Raw genomic sequence first — 17591 nt, forward strand, 5'->3', positions numbered from 1 at the left:
CCATTTGCGAAAAACTTTAGTATCATCTCTTGCCTCATACATTAAAGAACACTGCGCACACTATGTATCAAGGAGGTGATCGAATGAATCATGAGGGTAAGCACAGTGACATTACCGCACATATCGAGCCTTTCCAGGGTCCAGCCCCACTTGTATCCTTAGGGAAGAATGCAGAAGGGGTGGATGATCCGGATCACTTTTCCTTTGTTGAAACCGGAAAAACAGAAGACAGAGATGCTACCAAATAAAAAGGCCGTCTGCATTGAAGCAGACAGCCTTTTCGTATTAAACTCCCCTTTTGTTCCCCCATACAAGCGTATGGAGTTGGGGTAGTACCCGTACATCATTCAATTCCTTTTGCTCACAAACTACATCGATCAATCTTTCGTAATCGAGAAGGAGGCTGGAAACGAGTCTTGGGGTGTCTTCCATCGACACATCGGGGTTACCGGTCTGGATATAGAACGGGACACCTTTATACCTTAGATGGATCCCCTTCGCATACTCAAGGTCCAGCTCATCGAATACTACGACCTTCAGGCTGAAGTTGGACCCATTTTCTACCAAGCGGGAGACAATGAGATCCAATCGATCATAATCCGTTTCCATCGTGGAGCTCGGCGGTTTGGGTGAGATGGTCAGATCATCGATATCATAAAACCAGTCCTGCCATCGGCTTCCCTGGGTTTCCAGGGCAGAGCCGATCCCATTGGCTTTCAGGATTGCCAGAAGATCACCGATCTGAGGCAATAGGGCTGGATTCCCCCCGGAAATGGTTACATGGGAGAAGCGGTCCCCACCGATTTCCTTCAGCTTGTCCCACACTTCATCTGCTGTCATCAATCTGATATCATCTTTGGCTGAACCGTCCCATGTAAAGGCGGAATCACACCATGCACAGCTGTAATCACAGCCGGCTGTTCGGACGAACATGGTCTTTTGGCCGATCACCATTCCTTCACCCTGGATGGTTGGGCCGAATACTTCAAGAACAGGGATCTTCCTCATGACCGTTCCCCCTTTGGCCGATAAATGCAGTAGCTCGTCGGCGTTTCACGGAGAAATACCTGAAGGCATCGCGGCGCGTGGGTGAGCGTGTCGAGATGCTCCTGGATGATATCGTAGATCACCTTTGCCATCACTTCTGTCGTCGGGAATTTGAGATCTCCCTGAAACTTCTCGTCATCGTTGATGACCGTGTGATCAAAACGCTTATGGATCAGCTTTTTGATCTGCTGGAAATTGACAAGGAAACCTGTTTCATCAAGGGCGTCACCGGCAATCGTAATATTTGCGAAATACGTGTGGCCGTGCATTTCACTGCAGCTTCCTGCCGACTCGGCGGGAATATAGTGAGCGGCAGCAAAGTGCATATCTTTGTTCAGCTCATATTCATACGGATGACTCGGGACAGGATAAATCTGCTGGATCATTTGGAATCCCCCCCGGCTTTTGTCTCAAGATATTGATCAAGACCTCTTTGTCGGAGTTCGCAAGCCGGGCACTCCCCGCAGCCTGCCCCCTTGATGCCGTTATAGCATGTCAAGGTCTTCTCTTGTACATACTCGAAGGCGCCAAGCTGATCTGCAAGCTCCCATGTCTCGGCCTTGTCGATCCACATGAGCGGCGTGTGGATGACAAATTCGTCATCCATGGACAGGTTCAACGTCACGTTAAGGGATTTCACGAAAACATCACGGCAATCCGGGTATCCACTGAAGTCTGTTTCACATACGCCCGTCACGATATGCTTTGCACCGATTTGCTTGGCAAGGACCCCTGCAAATGACAGAAACATCAGATTACGTCCCGGTACAAATGTGGACGGCAGCTCGCCATCCTTCTGCACGATGTCCTCATCCCGCGTCAGGGCACTCGGTGCCAGTTGATTCAAGAGGCTCATGTCGAGAACATGGTGAGGGATATCAAGCTCCTCCGCAATCTCCCTTGCACAATCAAGTTCAGCCACATGGCGCTGGCCGTAGTTGAATGTAACGGCCTCCACCTCTTTAAAATTCTTTTTCGCCCAGAACAGGCAGGTTGTGCTATCTTGACCGCCGCTGAACACGACGACTGCTTTATCATTTTTCATACTAGATTCTCCTCTCTTTTCTAACGGCAGATGCCCCGAAAAGAAGAAAAAAGATTCCTGTTCATGCTCTATAATTCCGGCTTCCTTCGCCTAAACAAAAAAACAACGACACCTAAGGATGCCGTTTTCCTTAGTTTTTTATAGAGGGTTGTGCTAGAACCTCTCGGGTACGCCCCAATTTTTCTTCTTTTATCCTAAAACAATATAACGCTTTTCGAGTAAAAAATCCAGTGATTTCCCCGATTTTCACTTTAATCGGAGAAACCGCCGTTTTCTGTTGCGCTTTTTTGAAGAGAAGCGCAGCCATCCCACTTTAAGGAACAGACCGAACATGATGATAGCGATCATACCCATCACACCGAGGACGATGAAATATCCGTAGGGACTTTGAAGTTCCGGCATATTGACAAAATTCATCCCATATAAGCCGGCAATGAACGTGAGCGGCATAAAAATCGTGGTGATCACGGTCAGGGTCATCATGATGTTATTCATCTTATCGGAATTGATGGAAAGGTAATTATCACGGATATCCGATGAAAATTCACGGTACGATTCAAGCATTTCCACGAGCTTCATCAAATGATCATATACATCATTGAAGTAGAGCTTTTCCTCTTTCAGGGCGTTCAGCCGTCCGGAATTGATGATCCGGTATAAAAGGTCCCTCATCGGAATAAGCGTCCTCCTCAGTTTGGACATCTCATGGCGGATGTCAAACAGCTGGTCCATTAGGTCGCTGTCTGAGTCCTGATTGGTATTGTCTTCAATGATATTCAAGCGATCCTCGATGGCATAGACAAGCGGAAAATAATCATCCACAAGCTGGTCTGCAATTCCATGCATCACCTTGAAGGGACTCCAATCATCCCTTTCTTCCTCCACCTGGCTCCAGATGCGGTCCAGTTCTTTTGTCCGGCCTTTATGAAATGTGACGATAAAGCTTGAATTGACAAACATATTCACTTCACTTGCTGCATGGGTTTCATGATCGATGGTATGTAGTAATACGAATATGTACCGTTCATAGAAATCCAGCTTCGGCCGCTGACTGAAATCGTCGAGGCAGTCTTCGATTGCGAGCGGATGGAATCGGAAATAAAGCTTGAGTATACGGATCTCCTTTTCAGTGGGAGCCGAAAAGTCCACCCAATACCATTTCACATACGGATCTTTTATCATGGCCAGGGAAGCATCTTTTACGATTTCCCCGTTTTTCAATATCACACTGGTTCGAATCATCTCGTTCTCCTTACCCTCCACAGGATCGGCCGTCAACCGAAACCATGCTGAGCCTTCTTTATAGATTCATCTTTCCCTCGGAACGTGCATCCGAAACTTGAGGGCGTTACTGATATACTGTACCAAAACCATTCTCATCTTTAAATAGGGGGATCCTTAGTGATACACTAGTAAATAAAATGAACAAAGCAGGTGTGCAGTTTGGAAGAGAAAATGAATCCTAGAGTATTGGAATTGCAACTATCAGGCATCCGCCGTTTCTTCAACATGGTGGCGGGCACCGAAGGCATGATATCCCTGACGATCGGGCAGCCCGATTTCCCCACACCGCTCCACGTGAAAGACGCCGGGAAGCGGGCAATCGATGAAAACTTCACTTCATACACCCATAATGCAGGGATGCTCGAGCTGAGAAAGGCTGCCTCCGACTTCATGAAAGAAAAATATCATCTGGACTACGATGAAGATGAGATCATCATCACTTCAGGGGCTTCTCAAGGGATCGATGTCACGCTCAGGTCGATCCTCGTCGAAGGGGATGAATGTATCCTGCCTGGGCCCGTTTACCCCGGGTATGAGCCCATTATTAAACTGTCAGGGGCCAAACCGGTCCATATCGATACAACGTCAAATGGCTTCAAGCTGGATGCTTCCCTTTTGAAGACCGCCATCACATCAAGAACGAAATGCATCATCCTCCCGTACCCTTCCAATCCCACCGGTGTCAGCCTGACAGCGGAGGAACTGCAAGATATTGCCGAATTGGTCCTGGGGCGGGGGATTTTCGTGGTAGCAGATGAGATCTACAGTGAGCTCACCTTCGATCGCAGCCATCGTTCCATTGCCGAATTCCTCCGGGATCAGACCATTGTCATCAACGGTCTCTCGAAGTCCCATAGCATGACAGGCTGGAGGATCGGCATGGTCATGGCACCGAAAGCGATCAGTCAGCATCTATTGAAGGTGCATCAATATAATGTCTCCTGCGCCACCTCTGTGTCCCAGAAAGCGGCCCTCGCCGCCCTGACCAAAGGGAAAGATGATGCAATCCCGATGAAGGATGCCTACCGCAAAAGGCGTGAATATGTCTTTGAGCGCCTCGTGGGAATGGGCATCCGGAATGTAATCAAGCCTGACGGAGCTTTCTATTATTTTGTGGAGATCCCTGAAAGGTTTAACGGCGATTCCTTTGCATTCTGTTTGGAACTTGTTCAAAAGGAAAAAGTCGCTGTCGTGCCCGGAGAGGCATTCTCCGTTATGGGAGAAGGCTATTTCAGACTGTCTTATGCCTGCTCAATGGAAGAACTCGAAGAAGGTTTGAACCGTTTGGAAAACTTTCTTGCATCCTTCTGACAAAAGGGAAAGGCCCCCGCTATGAGAAGCGGAGGCCTTTTTTATGCAAAAAAAAAGAACCAGTTTTACACTGGTTCAAAAAAAAGGAAAAGGGGGTGTTAGTGAGAAATTAATCTCCAATTTCATGCTTACTCTAATTCTACCCAGATATCATCTGTATAAACCCGCATTTCAAAAAAAATAATTTTTTCAGGTCCTCTTCCAAGTTGGAGAGGTACCTAGGGAAAATCGTTTAAAAGGTCTATGAAAAAGCGCTTTCATAAAGTATAATACTATAATGAATAACGAAGCGAGGTGGACTGTCAGATGTATGAAAAGAAGCAATATGTCTTCCGCAACGGCACCCCGGTACTTGTGACGATCCGAAACTACCGGGAAGAAGACTTTGACTCTTTGATCTCGATCCAACACCGGGCGTTTCCCCCTCCATTCCCCCCGGAATTATGGTGGAATAAGGATCAACTTCATCAGCATGTTAACCGTTTCCCCTTGGGGGCCATCTGTGTGGAGATGGATGGCATCGTGGTTGGCAGCATGACAAGCTTTATCACCTCCTACTCCCCGGAAGATCCGGATCATACATGGGATGGCATTACAGATGAAGGCTATATCACCCATCATTCCGATGATGGGAATACATTGTACGTCGTGGATTTGTGCATTGATCCTGCCTATAGGGGCTTCAAACTCGGAAAATGGATGATGGAGGCCCTCTATGAAATCGTCGTACACCTGCGCCTTGAACGCCTCCTTGGTGGTGGACGCATTCCGACCTTTCATTCATATCGCGACCGTTACACGGTGGAAGAATATGTGGAGAAGATAACAAGGGGAGAATACAAAGACCCGGTCATCACCTTTCTCCTCCAGTGCGGACGGATGCCTGTGAGGGTGATCAAAGATTATCTTGAGGACGAGGAATCCTGCCATTATGGCATTCTGATGGAATGGAAAAATCCATTCACCAACATAAAAAAGGATTGAAGGAGTCGCGTCCTTCAATCCAATTAAAAGGGGGAAATGAGAATGAAAAGGCTCTTGGGGAACCTGTTCGATACTTCTCTTTACCCTTTCCTCATGATTTAAAACTTTATTCCATTGATGTTGCTTTTTTCACGACTTCTTGAACAGCATCATTCGTATCAAGTGTCAATACGTGTTCAGCCATTTCCTTCATTTCCGCTTTGCTCAGGTTAGAGATCTGAGAACGGGCACGAAGGATTGACGTGGCACTCATGGAGAACTCATCCAGTCCCAGTCCTAGAAGGATCGGCACGGCAATTTCGTCTCCAGCCATTTCTCCACACATTCCAGCCCATTTCCCTTCTTTATGAGCCGCATCGATGACCATCTTCACAAGGCGAAGGATCGCTGGATTATATGGCTGGTACAGATAGGAAACGCGTTCGTTCATGCGGTCGGCCGCCATTGTGTATTGAATCAGATCATTTGTTCCGATTGAGAAGAAGTCCACTTCTTTTGCGAACACATCAGCCATGACCGCTGTAGAAGGGATTTCGACCATGATTCCTACTTCGATATGATCCGATACTTCTACTCCGTTTTCAAGAAGGGCCTTTTTCTCCTCTTCCAAAACGGCTTTGGCAGCACGGAACTCATCAAGGTTTGAAATCATAGGGAACATGATCTTCAGATTACCGAAGGTGCTTGCTTTAAGCAGTGCACGCAGCTGTGTACGGAAGATGTCCTGTTCATCGAGGCACAGTCGAATAGCTCGATAGCCAAGGAATGGATTCATTTCCTTAGGTAGATTCAAGTATGGTAGCTCTTTATCTCCGCCGATGTCCAATGTACGTACGACAACAGGTTTCCCATCCATGCCTTCAAGGACGGCTTTATAAGCTTTGAATTGCTCTTCCTCTGTTGGGAGCTCATCGCGGCCCATGTAAAGGAATTCGGTCCTGTATAGACCCACACCTTCACCACCGTTATTTTTCACACCTTCAAGATCATTCGGGGTCCCGATATTTGCCGCCAGCTCGACATGTTCCCCGTCTTTTGAAACGGTCGGTTCATTGACGAGTTTAGCCCATTCGGCTTTTTGCTCTTCATAGCGGGCGTGCTCTTCTTTATACTGTGCCACAACTTCAGGAGTCGGATTGATATGTACTTCTCCATTCAATCCATCCACGATGATGAGATCACCGTTTTCAACTGATGAGGTAACCGTTTTCGTACCAACCACTGCAGGAATTTCCATGGAACGAGCCATGATCGCAGAGTGGGAAGTACGGCCACCGATATCAGTGGTGAACCCTTTGACGTATTGACGGTTCAACTGAGCAGTATCAGAAGGGGTCAAGTCTTCTGCGATGATGATCACTTCCTCGGTCACCATGCTAGGGTTCGAGATTTGTACGCCAAGGAGATGTGACAGGACACGTTTCGTCACGTCACGGATATCGGCCGCACGCTCTTTCATATATTCGTTGTCCATGGATTCAAACATGGTCACGAACATATCCGCTGTTTCCTTAAGGGCGAATTCAGCGTTTACATTTTCAGATTTCACTTTGTCTTCAATCGGTGTCAGTAGCTCTGGGTCACTAAGAACAAGCAGGTGCGCTTCAAAGATCTGGGCTTTGTCTTCTCCAAGATCTTCCCGTGCTTTATCACGGATAGCTTCTAGTTCGGTTTTTGATGTGGAAATAGCATCCTGAAAACGGGATACCTCTGCCTCAACATTATCAACCGCTTTCTTTTCGAAGCTGAGATCAGGTTCGACCAGGCGGTATGCTTTTGCAATGGCAATCCCGTTGGATGCTGCAATTCCGTTAAGAAGGCTGGACATTACTCAGCAAGACCTTCTTTAGTCAGTGTTTCTTCAAGGCTGTTCAACGCTTCTGCTTCATCGCTACCTTCAGTGATGATTGTGATTTCTGCATCTTTACCGACACCTAGAGACATAACACCCATGATTGATTTCAAGTTTACTTTCTTATCTTTGTATTCAAGATGTACATCGCTATCGAATTTGCTTGCCGTTTGAACCAATAGAGTTGCCGGGCGAGCGTGAATCCCTGTCTCAGCTGTTACTGTGAATGTTTTTTGTGCCATGTGAATCGACTCCTTAATCATATCTTGTTTTAGGTTTGATTTATAAAAAGAACCGGAATTATGATGAAAACGGTTAGCATTTTCTCCATTAATCCTTTCTTCCTATAAACCTGTTCAAAAAAAAATAATAGCATGCAATGAGGAGATACACAATTATAAAATCCTGTTTTTTTAGTATTTCTTACATTCAGGCTCATTATGTTCCTGAATATGTTAGAAACTTCAATAATTTTACTTTGTGTATTCCGTTTGTTTCCTACCTATCATATTGTATCCAATCTTCGCTTTGGCAACCGTCCCTTTTAAGATCCGTTCAGGGTCGCTGTGTTCATCCGCAATGACAGCCACCAGGTCACAGATGCATCTTGAATAGACTTCTGCGACTTTCTTCCACTCTTTATCATCTGCAGTCCCATCATCCTTCACAAGCTCTTCCATGCCTTCAAGCACGAGGCTCTTCACCCTCAACGCAAGTTCTGCTTCCCTTTTCATGCTCAACATCCCCTTTTAAGAATTTTGAACCTGATTCAGCTTATTCGGGACCCTGCATCTTCATGAGGATCCCGTGTTCTTACGCTTCTTTTTCGCTTACGGGGCTCATGGCGGATGTATGGACCTCCATTCTACGGACAAAGAAATCTCCGTCTTCAGGAGATACTCCGCCCCGGCCGTACCGTACCTGTTCATAGATGATGAAGAATCGTTCTTCGTCTTCCAGCCCAAGCCTGACAAACCACGCTCGCAAATCCTCATTGACGTTTCTCCCTGCATTCCTTGAGTGGGAAAAGCGCTCAAATTCCGTCACTGCTTCACGAATCCGATCATCGGCATGACTGTAATCGTAATCTGAACTTTGAGTGCCTTCCACCGGATTGTCTGGATAAGCATGAACTGAAAATCCCTTCCCTTCTCTCTTGGCAGCGTCGGACCCTTTCCTTCTCACATAGAAGTACACGATGATGAGAAGGACGGCGATGATGCCGAGAACCATCACCAGCCAATCGAGCGACATCCCCTGAGAAAGGGGAAGGGGCGGTTCTTCAGCCTCTACCTGCCCTTTCTCGAGTGATCCCTCCCCGCCACCTCCATACATTTCATTGAAAAGGGACGTTACCAGATCCCTTAAATACTCGATCGCATTATAGATGGGATCCACGGCGAAGGAGAATACCCAGAAAATTTTCGAAAGTATCCAGTATACCCCTTGCATGAGGACGAAGCTCACCAATCCAAGGACCGTTGCCACCGCTGCAATGGCACCCATAAGCGTCAGGGGGACATAATAAGGACGTTTCCCTGACCCATGGGTCATCATCCGCTGAATGGGCGTCACACTGACAGTCAACAACAGGTACAGGAAGATCGAGACAATGACCGGTGTACCGTTCTCCATCCCCCTCATGGGACTCGTCATCATTGACGCTGCGGCAATGGCTAGGAAGATTACCCATGCACCGCTGCTGATTTCAATGCTATATTCCATTTCTTCTAGATGAGAATTCATCCTCCAATAAAGGTATACTAAGACTCCTGCCAAGAACACAAGGTTGACTGAAAAAAAGAATACTCCCACCAAGAGGATCAGTGCAAACATTCCGTATAGGGGCAGCGGGATGACCTTGCCTGAACGTCCGATGATGACCGCCCACACGGATAGAGCAAGAAAAGAAAGCATGATCAGGGGCAGATAGTCACTGAGCAGCTGATTTCTTGGTGCAAGGAAGGTCATGAGCAGAAATGCAAAAAGAGATTCCACTCCCGCAAGGAAGCAAAGCTTCATGGTCAGGAGCTTTTGGAAATCGGTTGACGAGGATCGGATTTCATATTCCACCGCGACGCCACCCCCTGTTCATTCAATGTGGTAAGTTTGAGGATTTGGGTCCCCCCTGAAGCAATTTGTGTCAGTACGCGTTCGATCTCCTGATTCAGCTCTCCTGCAAGAAAGATGACGGGGGGGAGCCACTGCCTGCTCCTCATATGCTGTAGGACAAGCTCGAAAGGCATGGTGAAGTCATCCGTTGACAGGGCTGACAGCAGTTCCAGTCCCCTTTGCATATGGGGTTTACCAGCTCCGGATGGCAGGTGGAAGTACGGAGTGGCACCAGGTCCCCTCGTATTGATCACCATGGAGAACGGGATATCTCCTTTGACTGCCAGCTGCATCATGTAGGCAGCCTGACTGACGATGGATTCCAATCGGCCCGTGATTGCATAGCGGTCGGACAAGTTGATGGCGATAAGCCACTCTTTTTGAGTGGACGGTGCAAACTGTTTCGTCTGCAGATCCCCGGTCCTTGCTGAAGCTTTCCAGTGAATATCCTGAAACCTGTCCCCTGCCACATACCCCCTCGTCCCGACGATTTGAAAAGGGTCACTATATAGGGAATGAGGAGTGAACACGTCTCCAAAACGCATGGATATAGGATGCTCCTCCACCACGACGGGTGTCGAACGTGGAAATACCATCAAGGTCGATGGAATCGGATCCATCAGCTGGAGCACCGTCCTCCCGCTCCCAAATAGATGGGGAATGTAGAGCTCCATGGAGGTGATGCGGCAGAGTCCACGCCTTTTACCTATTACGGGGATGGAAATCTCCACTCGCTCCCCTTTCCCCGCAGAGAACGGGACCGAAGCTTCCACTACCCCTGACGTTACGTCAAATCGCATCTGCTTGGATGCGGGTTCCACGATGTCCTTGAATTTCAGCTTCAATGTGGCCCCCCAGAACGGCAGGCCGTCATTACGGAAGCCGAGCATCCACTCCGCTTCCTCCCCTTCATGCATCCGCACCTTTTTAGGTGTCGAATCAAGTTTCACACCCTCACCCGCTTTCAGAAGGAACCAGCGGTGGACGCGCACGTAAACGATGCATAAGAGTAACACCCCGGAAGCGATGTAGGATTGTACAAATAAGCTTCCGGCCAGCATGATGACAAGAAGCATCGTACTCATATTCAAATACGGATCTTCCCCGATGTCCCGTTTCCACCTCATGACCCCTACCTCGCTTCTACCGGTACCATGACACGCTCAAGAACCTGCCGCATCACTTCCCCGGTCGTCTTTGTCATGGAGGCTTCCAAGGTGAGGGAAATCCTGTGTTCGAGAACATATGGTGCCGTCACTTCGACATCATGAGGGGTCACATAATCACGCCCATTGATGAAAGCATACCCTTGAGAGGCCTTCAACAAGGCGAGGCTCGCCCTCGGACTCGCCCCTACTTCAATCGACTCATGCTCACGGGTCGCCCTTGTGATTTTGAGTATGTAGGTTTCAATATCAGCAGACACATGGGTTTCTTTCACTTCTTCAGACAAACGCCGGATCGTCGCTAGGTCCAGGACCGCCGTGGTGGCGTCTTTTGCAAGTGGACGCTTGAATCGCCCAAGGATGCTCCTCTCTTCCTCGAAATCTGGATAACCGAAAGGAATCTTCAGCAAAAATCGATCGAGCTGAGCGGCCGGGAGCGGAAATGTTCCCTGCTGGGACTCAATCGGATTTTGGGTGGCAATGACAATGAACGGCGGTTCCAGTGCAATGGTTTCCCCATCGATGGTAAACTGCTTTTCTTCCATGACCTCAAGCAGGCTAGCCTGTGTCCTTGGAGTGGCACGATTCACCTCATCAGCAAGGAGGACATTGGTCAGCACCGGCCCTGTCCTGAGCTCGAACTCCTGAGATTTCGGGTTGAAAAATTGGATTCCCGTCACATCACTCGGCAGTACATCCGGTGTGAACTGGATCCGTTTGAAAGAACCACTGATCGATTGTGCAAAGGTTTTGGCCATGAGGGTCTTCCCTGTCCCAGGAACACTCTCCAACAGCACATGTCCATCCTGCAAAAGGGCGATCATCAAAAGATCGATTTCCTTTTCCCTCCCGACCAGAACCTTTTCCATCTCTTTTTTTAATTTCTGCAATGAAGACATCCGTCTTCCCCCTTTTCTCTATAATGAGAATGTCTTTAGCCTAACGGCGATATCCTCTTAAGTGTAAAACAGTATACAAATATTAGCAATAATCAAATAATTCAACGAGCAGTCAACCAAAAAAGCCCGCCTCCAATGGAAGCGGTCCCTTTGTTCAATGCTCATAGATCATCTTTCGCGACATCCCGCCGTCGATGATGAGATTTTCACCCGTTATAAAGTCGTTTTCAGGGTCTGCGAGGAAAAGGCATGCCCTGGCGATATCCTCCGGCTTTCCTACCCTTCCGGCAGGATGCTGGGCATGATCGATTTCCCTCAGGGAGTCATAGTCCTCTGTCGCGATCCACCCAGGGCTGATGGAGTTGACGCGGATCCCGTACTCGCTCAGCGTGATGGCCAAGGAATGGGACAAACTGTAAATCCCTCCTTTGGTGGCTGAGTAGGCTTCGGTATCCCGTTCGGACATGAAGGCGCGCGTCGAGGACAGGTTGATGATGCTCCCCCCGCCATCCTTCATCAGTTTGGCCGCCTCCCTGCTGCAATGGAAGACACTTCCAAGGTTTACGGAGAGGATGCGGTCCCACTCACCCGGTTCGAGCTCCCAGAACGACTTGAATTTTGAAACACCCGCATTATTGATCATGACGTCCACTCGCCCGTGATCCGCACCGATCTTCGAAAATGCCCCGGCAACGGCAGTGTGATCTGCTACATCGACTTTATGAAAGCGTGTCTTATGACCTTGTCCATTAAGTTCCTCGGCAAACCCAAGCCCACTTTCGTCTATATCCATGAATTCCACGATCCAGCCTTTTTCCGCGAATGCCTTCACGAGACCACGGCCGATCCCGTTTGTACCTCCTGTGATGCAGATGATTCGTTCCATTTCCCTTGCTCCCTTCTGACAGTACATTCTCTAAAAGCTTACCCGATATTCTGCGAAAGAAACGTCGCCACCGTTCGTGCTCGCCTTTAGCTTCTGGCTGTTTCCAGATAGCGATAAAGCGTATGTCCGCCCTGTGCAGCTATGCCGCGGAAATGTTTGAAATCGTTCTGCTTCACAAGTACCGACCGAAAGGACAAAAAGTCTTCCTTTTTCACATACACTTCATTTAGCTCACCAGTTCGTAACCCTTCCACTAATCCTTCAATCTCTTTTATATCCATGGTAGACCCTCCTTCTGATTCTCTTTCCTATTTTATCGGGTCGTATTAAAACCTCAAGAATTTTTTCTTGATGAAATTTTCCAAAAACTCTTTACTCTTTCCTTACTTTACGTCAAAATATTAATAATCGTTTGTAGATTTCTGGTAAAAAGGAGATGCCTCTAATGAAAAAAGCGGAGATTGGGAATGTCATTGAATTCAGGAATGGGTTAAAAGGAGTCGTCGAGAAGGTGAACGAAAACTCAGTGATCGTAGATTTAACGTATATGAAGAACTACCGGGATCTTGAGTTAGAGGAAAAAACAGTTGTGAACCATAAAAATTATACCGTTGTGGAAGCGTGAACCTCACAAAACAGGCCGTCAGTGAACTGATGGCCTGTTTTTTTCCGTATGATCAAGGTACTGCCTTGTGTTCCTTCTTCCAGGCAACCAGGAGCATGAACAGGATGCTCATGTAACCGAATAGCGGATACAGATAAGAAAGCAGTCGGCTGTATTCAAAGAAGCTCAAACAGTAGATCACGATAATGATCACAGTGAATGTGTAGACTCCCGGGATGGACAGATATCCCGACAGCTGTTTTTCCAGACCGAAGATCCCACCGATGACCGACGTAAAGATTTCTCCGTATATAATGATGATATAGAGAAGATACATACCGGAAGCAAACGTCTTCATCATGACCGCCATGGGAATCTCATATTGTGTGACATCGGGGATCAGGCTCAGCGTCAGATGACTGGAAATCAGGATGATGGTGAGTAAGACACCTCCAAGGTACCCGCCATATTTGATCATCTTCCTGTCCTTTACTTCACCGGCGATTGGAACGAGGACCGCCTGGGCCATGGCAAGATTGAAAGCCACATAGGCGAAAGGCGAAAGCACCGTCCTCCATCCTAAACCATCATCTCCTCTTGAGAGGATCATATTGAGATCGGGCTGGTGGGTGAAGGAGACATAGAGCAGATAAAGATTGAAGAAGATCATCAGTGGAACGACGATGGTATTGACAGCAAATAATCCCCTTGTACCAATAAGCATGGTTAAAAATCCGAGAGCAAGTGTAAGAACAATCCCAAATTGCCTCGATTGACCCAGTTGTTCTTCGAAGACTGCTCCTGCTCCTGCCACCATTACCGCCGAAACCCCGATCAACATGAGCATCATCAATAGGTTCATCCCTTTGGAAAACCACTTGCCGAAAACATATTCATTGAACTGTTCATAGGATCTCGCTTTGATATCATGGCTGATCACGAGGATCTTCGTTCCAAGCATGATAAACAGCCACCCGCTTACCACGATACCCACTAATCCATAGATCCCGAATCTAGTGAAAAACTCGACAATTTCCCTTCCCGTTGCAAACCCGGCACCGATGACCGTCCCCACGTATACAGCGGCGATTTGAAAAGCGCCCGATAGTCGTTTCATTCCATCACCTCGTACTTCTACTCTTATTACTATATGTACAGGCCCCCCGAATCAGAAGTACGGATTCCAGCTGTTTGTTATGTCTATTTAGAAATAGTGTAAAACGAACATATTCACACGGGCTTTTTCACGCCTTTGTCATTATAATGAACTTAAGTCGTGTATCCCTTCTTAACAGATAGGGGATAACACAAGTAAAAACAAATAGAAAAGAGGAATCCATGTGAACTTTTTTACCCGTTTTAGCCTGAGGAATGCAGTAGCGGTCTTTATCATTTCATTCCTTCTCATCCTCGGGGGGCTGTATTCGTTCCAGAAACTCAAACTGGATTTGCTCCCGAATATCGAGTTTCCTCAGCTTACAGTTGAAATCGTTTACCCGGGGGCTTCCCCCAATGATCTAGACGATAAAGTGACATCAGATCTTGAGGAGAAATTCAAAGGTGTTGAAGGAGTGAAACAAGTATCAAGCTCCACCTACGAAACAATCTCTGTGATCAACCTGGAGTTCCCCTTCAATACAGACATGGACGAAGTGGAAAGCAAGGTGGACTCCCTCATCTCTGACAGCGACCTTCCGGATGAAGTGACCACCGATATCAGCAGAACGTCATTCGGAGCACTTCCGATCTTCAATATCTCCCTGTTTGCGAAGGACAATGCTGATTTACAGTCCCTGTTGGAAGATGACGTCATCCCTGAATTGAAGAAAATCGAAGGAATCAACTCCGTATCTGTCGGTGGGCTGAAAGAAGAACTCCTGCAAATTACCATCGATAAAGATAAAGCAGCCGAAAACGGACTCAGCTTGACGGATATCAAGGATCAGATTAATGAAAAGGACCTCTCATTCCCCGCTGGAAATCTCGATTGGGATAACATCCAGGTTCCTGTTAGGGTGCAGGAGAAAGTCGATACCATCAAACAGTTAAAAGAGATTGTCCTCACATCCAAGGTCAATCCTCAGGCACCTCCAACGTCCCTGGGTGATATTGCCAAAATCGAAGAAGTGACGGACCGTCCTGAAATCACCCGTTACAATATGGAAGATTCCTTCTCCATGGCCATCACCAAAAAACAGGACGCCAACACGGTGGAGGTAGCAGATCAGGTTCTTGAAGTGATGAAAGAGTACAAAGATGATTTCAGCTATGCCATCGGATTCGATTCGGCAGACGGGATCAAAAAATCTGTTGAGACCCTGGTGAAAGAAGGCCTTCTGGGAGCTGTATTCGCCTCTCTGGCCGTTCTTCTGTTCTTACGGAATATCCGAGCGACGATCATCGCCATCATCTCGATTCCCCTGTCGCTGCTCGTGTCTTCGATTTTCTTGGCACAGCTCGATATCTCACTCAACATCATGACCCTGGGGGGCATGGCTGTTGCAGTGGGACGCGTTGTGGATGACAGTATCGTCGTCATTGAGAACATTTTCAGACGTGTCCGGAAGTCCGGCAGGGAAATCAATGATGAAATCATTGAAGACTCCACAAAAGAAATCCTGAAAGCCATCACGTCTTCTACGTTGACGACCGTAGTGGTATTCCTTCCACTCGGATTCGTCGGCGGGGTGACGGGAGAATTCTTCCTACCGTTCGCTTTGACCATCGTATTCTCACTGCTGACGTCCCTGCTCGTTGCCATTACCATCGTTCCGATCCTGTCCAAGTTCTCATTCAAAAAAGTCCCGCCGGAGGAGAAGGAAGGAAGACTTCAGCGATGGTATGCACAGGCGATTGAGTGGTCGCTTAACCATAAAATCGTCATCATCGCCCTATCCCTGGTCACCCTGCTCGGTTCTTTTGCACTGGCAGGCAGGCTCGGCTTCACCTTCATTCCCAATGAAGAGCAAAAGCAGCTCGTCGCAAGCGTACAGCTCCCTTCTTCCACGTCCCTTGAACGGACCAATGACGTGTCCATGAAGCTGGAAGAATTCTTCGACGGGGAGAAAGAAATCAAAGAAGTTACAGCAGGTATAGGAAGCCGTGATTTCCAAACTGGGTTGAAACGGAAAAACCAGGCCAACTACTTCCTCACCCTCGATGAAGAGACCAATGTAAATGCATATCTTGAAGACTTGCAAAAGAACATGGAAGACATTGTATACAAAGATGAACCCGACGCAAAACTCGGCGTTCAGGAGCAGCAGACTGGTGGTCCGCCAAGCAACAACAACGTGGACATCGACCTCTTCTCCAATAATCTTGATTCCCTTCAAACTGCTGCGAAGGAAGTAGAAGCGTACATGAAGGATCAAGATCAGTTGAAGTATGTGAACAATAACTTCTCTGAAAAACAAAAGCAGATCATCATCGATATCGATCCTGAGAAGGCCGCGAAAGCAGGGGTATCCGGATTCCAGGTGCTTGGGACCGTGACGGACCAGACCGAACCTGTATCCGTCGGCACTCTGCCACTGGATGGAAAGGATCGAAAGGTACAGGTGAGCTATGAGGATCAAACATCCTCCAAAGAAGAACTTGAAGATATCACCATATTCACCGCTAAGGGGCCTGTCCCACTGACTGATATCGCGAAAATCGATGAAGTCGAAGGCTACACGTCCATCCAGAAGCTAGAAGGGAAGATCTATGCGCGTGTCAGCGCCCAGATCTCAAGCGATGATATTCGTGCCGTGTCACAGGAAACAGTGGACGGTGTGAAGAAGCTCGACCTTCCTGATGATGTGTCATTTGAAGGTGGAGGCGGAAGTGATGAAACGGTACAGACGTTCCAAGATCTTGGCCTGGCCATGCTGATCGCCATAGGCCTTGTCTACATCACCATGCTGATCACATTCGGGAAAGCAAGGATTCCGTTCATCATCCTGTCATCACTGATCTTTGTGCCGATCGGCTCCCTCCTCGGACTGTCGGTCGCCAATGAACCACTCAGCGTATCGGTCATGATCGGCCTGCTCATGCTGATCGGGATCGTGACGACCAATGCCATCGTCCTCGTCGACCGTATCGGGCAAAACAGGGATCAAAAAGGAATGACCATCAGGGCATCCCTGATCGAAGGGGGCAAAACGAGGCTGCGTCCGATCCTCATGACGGCGTTTGCGACGATTACAGCCCTTCTACCCCTGGCGTTCACAACATCATCCGGAACGCTCATCTCCAAAGGGCTTGCTATCACCGTAATAGGTGGATTGACGTCTTCGACTTTACTGACGCTCATTCTTCTACCTGTCCTGTACGAAGTTTTCTTCTATAAAACGGTAAAGAAAGAAATGAAAAAACAAGCATGATAAAGAGGCAGGCGCCCATGCGCCTGCCTCT

Annotated in this window: 18 protein-coding genes and 1 riboswitch; of the genes, 5 read left to right on the forward strand and 13 right to left on the reverse strand. The window is 47.8% G+C overall.

Annotation, left to right across the window (positions count from 1 at the left end):
- Window positions 1-83: 83 nt before the first annotated feature.
- Window positions 84-248, forward strand: a complete 165-nt coding sequence (locus tag ACNA6I_RS08150) for a hypothetical protein (protein WP_156183360.1) — start codon at window positions 84-86, stop codon at window positions 246-248.
- 37 nt (window positions 249-285) lie between these two features.
- Here the strand turns inward: ACNA6I_RS08150 and queE are convergent, their stop codons facing one another.
- The 4 genes from queE to corA form a co-directional block, all read right to left on the reverse strand.
- Window positions 286-1008, reverse strand: a complete 723-nt coding sequence (gene queE / locus ACNA6I_RS08155) for a 7-carboxy-7-deazaguanine synthase QueE (protein ID WP_048004229.1) — start codon at window positions 1006-1008, stop codon at window positions 286-288.
- On the reverse strand, window positions 1005-1433 hold the full coding sequence (queD, locus tag ACNA6I_RS08160) for a 6-carboxytetrahydropterin synthase QueD (RefSeq protein WP_048004230.1): 429 nt from the start codon (window positions 1431-1433) through the stop codon (window positions 1005-1007). Before queD ends, queE begins: the two co-directional genes overlap by 4 nt.
- On the reverse strand, window positions 1430-2092 hold the full coding sequence (gene queC / locus ACNA6I_RS08165; protein ID WP_048013013.1) for a 7-cyano-7-deazaguanine synthase QueC: 663 nt from the start codon (window positions 2090-2092) through the stop codon (window positions 1430-1432). The genes queD and queC overlap by 4 nt, the downstream gene beginning before the upstream one ends.
- A gap of 124 nt (window positions 2093-2216) precedes the next feature.
- Window positions 2217-2261: riboswitch (PreQ1 riboswitch) on the reverse strand.
- A gap of 77 nt (window positions 2262-2338) precedes the next feature.
- A complete protein-coding gene (corA, locus tag ACNA6I_RS08170) occupies window positions 2339-3334 on the reverse strand; it encodes a magnesium/cobalt transporter CorA (RefSeq protein WP_048004232.1) in 996 nt (331 codons plus the stop codon).
- Window positions 3335-3535: 201 nt separating this feature from the next.
- On the opposite strand from corA, the gene ACNA6I_RS08175 reads away from it, so the two are divergent.
- Window positions 3536-4687: an aminotransferase A gene (locus tag ACNA6I_RS08175; protein ID WP_048004233.1), complete on the forward strand. Its 1152-nt coding sequence runs from the start codon at window positions 3536-3538 to the stop codon at window positions 4685-4687.
- A 306-nt stretch (window positions 4688-4993) separates the two neighbouring features.
- The gene (locus tag ACNA6I_RS08180) at window positions 4994-5671 is read left to right on the forward strand and encodes a GNAT family N-acetyltransferase (RefSeq protein ID WP_048015511.1); all 678 of its coding nucleotides are present in this window, start codon (window positions 4994-4996) and stop codon (window positions 5669-5671) included.
- 106 nt (window positions 5672-5777) lie between these two features.
- On the opposite strand, the gene ptsP is transcribed toward ACNA6I_RS08180, so the two are convergent.
- The 8 genes from ptsP to ACNA6I_RS08220 all read right to left on the reverse strand — a co-directional run bounded on the left by ptsP (window position 5778) and on the right by ACNA6I_RS08220 (window position 12867).
- A complete protein-coding gene (gene ptsP, locus ACNA6I_RS08185) occupies window positions 5778-7499 on the reverse strand; it encodes a phosphoenolpyruvate--protein phosphotransferase (RefSeq protein ID WP_063191165.1) in 1722 nt (573 codons plus the stop codon).
- Window positions 7499-7765 (reverse strand): phosphocarrier protein HPr, encoded by a 267-nt coding sequence (locus tag ACNA6I_RS08190; RefSeq protein ID WP_048004236.1) that lies wholly within the window; start codon window positions 7763-7765, stop codon window positions 7499-7501. Before ACNA6I_RS08190 ends, ptsP begins: the two co-directional genes overlap by 1 nt.
- A gap of 231 nt (window positions 7766-7996) precedes the next feature.
- Entirely contained in the window at window positions 7997-8266 is a 270-nt protein-coding gene (locus tag ACNA6I_RS08195) for a hypothetical protein (RefSeq protein ID WP_416313149.1), read from the reverse strand.
- Between the two features lie 70 nt (window positions 8267-8336).
- Window positions 8337-9596 (reverse strand): hypothetical protein, encoded by a 1260-nt coding sequence (locus tag ACNA6I_RS08200; protein WP_416313150.1) that lies wholly within the window; start codon window positions 9594-9596, stop codon window positions 8337-8339.
- The gene (locus tag ACNA6I_RS08205; protein ID WP_416313151.1) at window positions 9548-10762 is read right to left on the reverse strand and encodes a DUF58 domain-containing protein; all 1215 of its coding nucleotides are present in this window, start codon (window positions 10760-10762) and stop codon (window positions 9548-9550) included. Before ACNA6I_RS08205 ends, ACNA6I_RS08200 begins: the two co-directional genes overlap by 49 nt.
- Before the next feature lie 5 nt (window positions 10763-10767).
- Window positions 10768-11700 (reverse strand): AAA family ATPase, encoded by a 933-nt coding sequence (locus ACNA6I_RS08210; RefSeq protein ID WP_416313152.1) that lies wholly within the window; start codon window positions 11698-11700, stop codon window positions 10768-10770.
- Between the two features lie 154 nt (window positions 11701-11854).
- A complete protein-coding gene (locus ACNA6I_RS08215; protein WP_082139201.1) occupies window positions 11855-12586 on the reverse strand; it encodes an SDR family NAD(P)-dependent oxidoreductase in 732 nt (243 codons plus the stop codon).
- A gap of 86 nt (window positions 12587-12672) precedes the next feature.
- Window positions 12673-12867, reverse strand: coding sequence for a hypothetical protein (locus ACNA6I_RS08220; RefSeq protein WP_048004242.1), 195 nt, complete (start codon window positions 12865-12867; stop codon window positions 12673-12675).
- Window positions 12868-13031: 164 nt separating this feature from the next.
- Between ACNA6I_RS08220 and ACNA6I_RS08225 the strand changes: the two genes are divergently transcribed.
- Entirely contained in the window at window positions 13032-13211 is a 180-nt protein-coding gene (locus ACNA6I_RS08225; protein WP_048004243.1) for a YkvS family protein, read from the forward strand.
- 52 nt (window positions 13212-13263) lie between these two features.
- On the opposite strand, the gene ACNA6I_RS08230 is transcribed toward ACNA6I_RS08225, so the two are convergent.
- Complete coding sequence (locus ACNA6I_RS08230) at window positions 13264-14307, reverse strand: membrane protein (RefSeq protein WP_048004244.1); 1044 nt, start codon at window positions 14305-14307, stop codon at window positions 13264-13266.
- Between the two features lie 223 nt (window positions 14308-14530).
- Here ACNA6I_RS08230 and ACNA6I_RS08235 point away from each other — a divergent pair, with 223 nt between their 5' ends.
- Window positions 14531-17560, forward strand: a complete 3030-nt coding sequence (locus tag ACNA6I_RS08235; protein WP_416313153.1) for an efflux RND transporter permease subunit — start codon at window positions 14531-14533, stop codon at window positions 17558-17560.
- Window positions 17561-17591: the final 31 nt, after the last annotated feature.

Source organism: Rossellomorea sp. FS2 (assembly GCF_047915635.1).
Taxonomy (GTDB): domain Bacteria; phylum Bacillota; class Bacilli; order Bacillales; family Bacillaceae_B; genus Rossellomorea; species Rossellomorea marisflavi_A.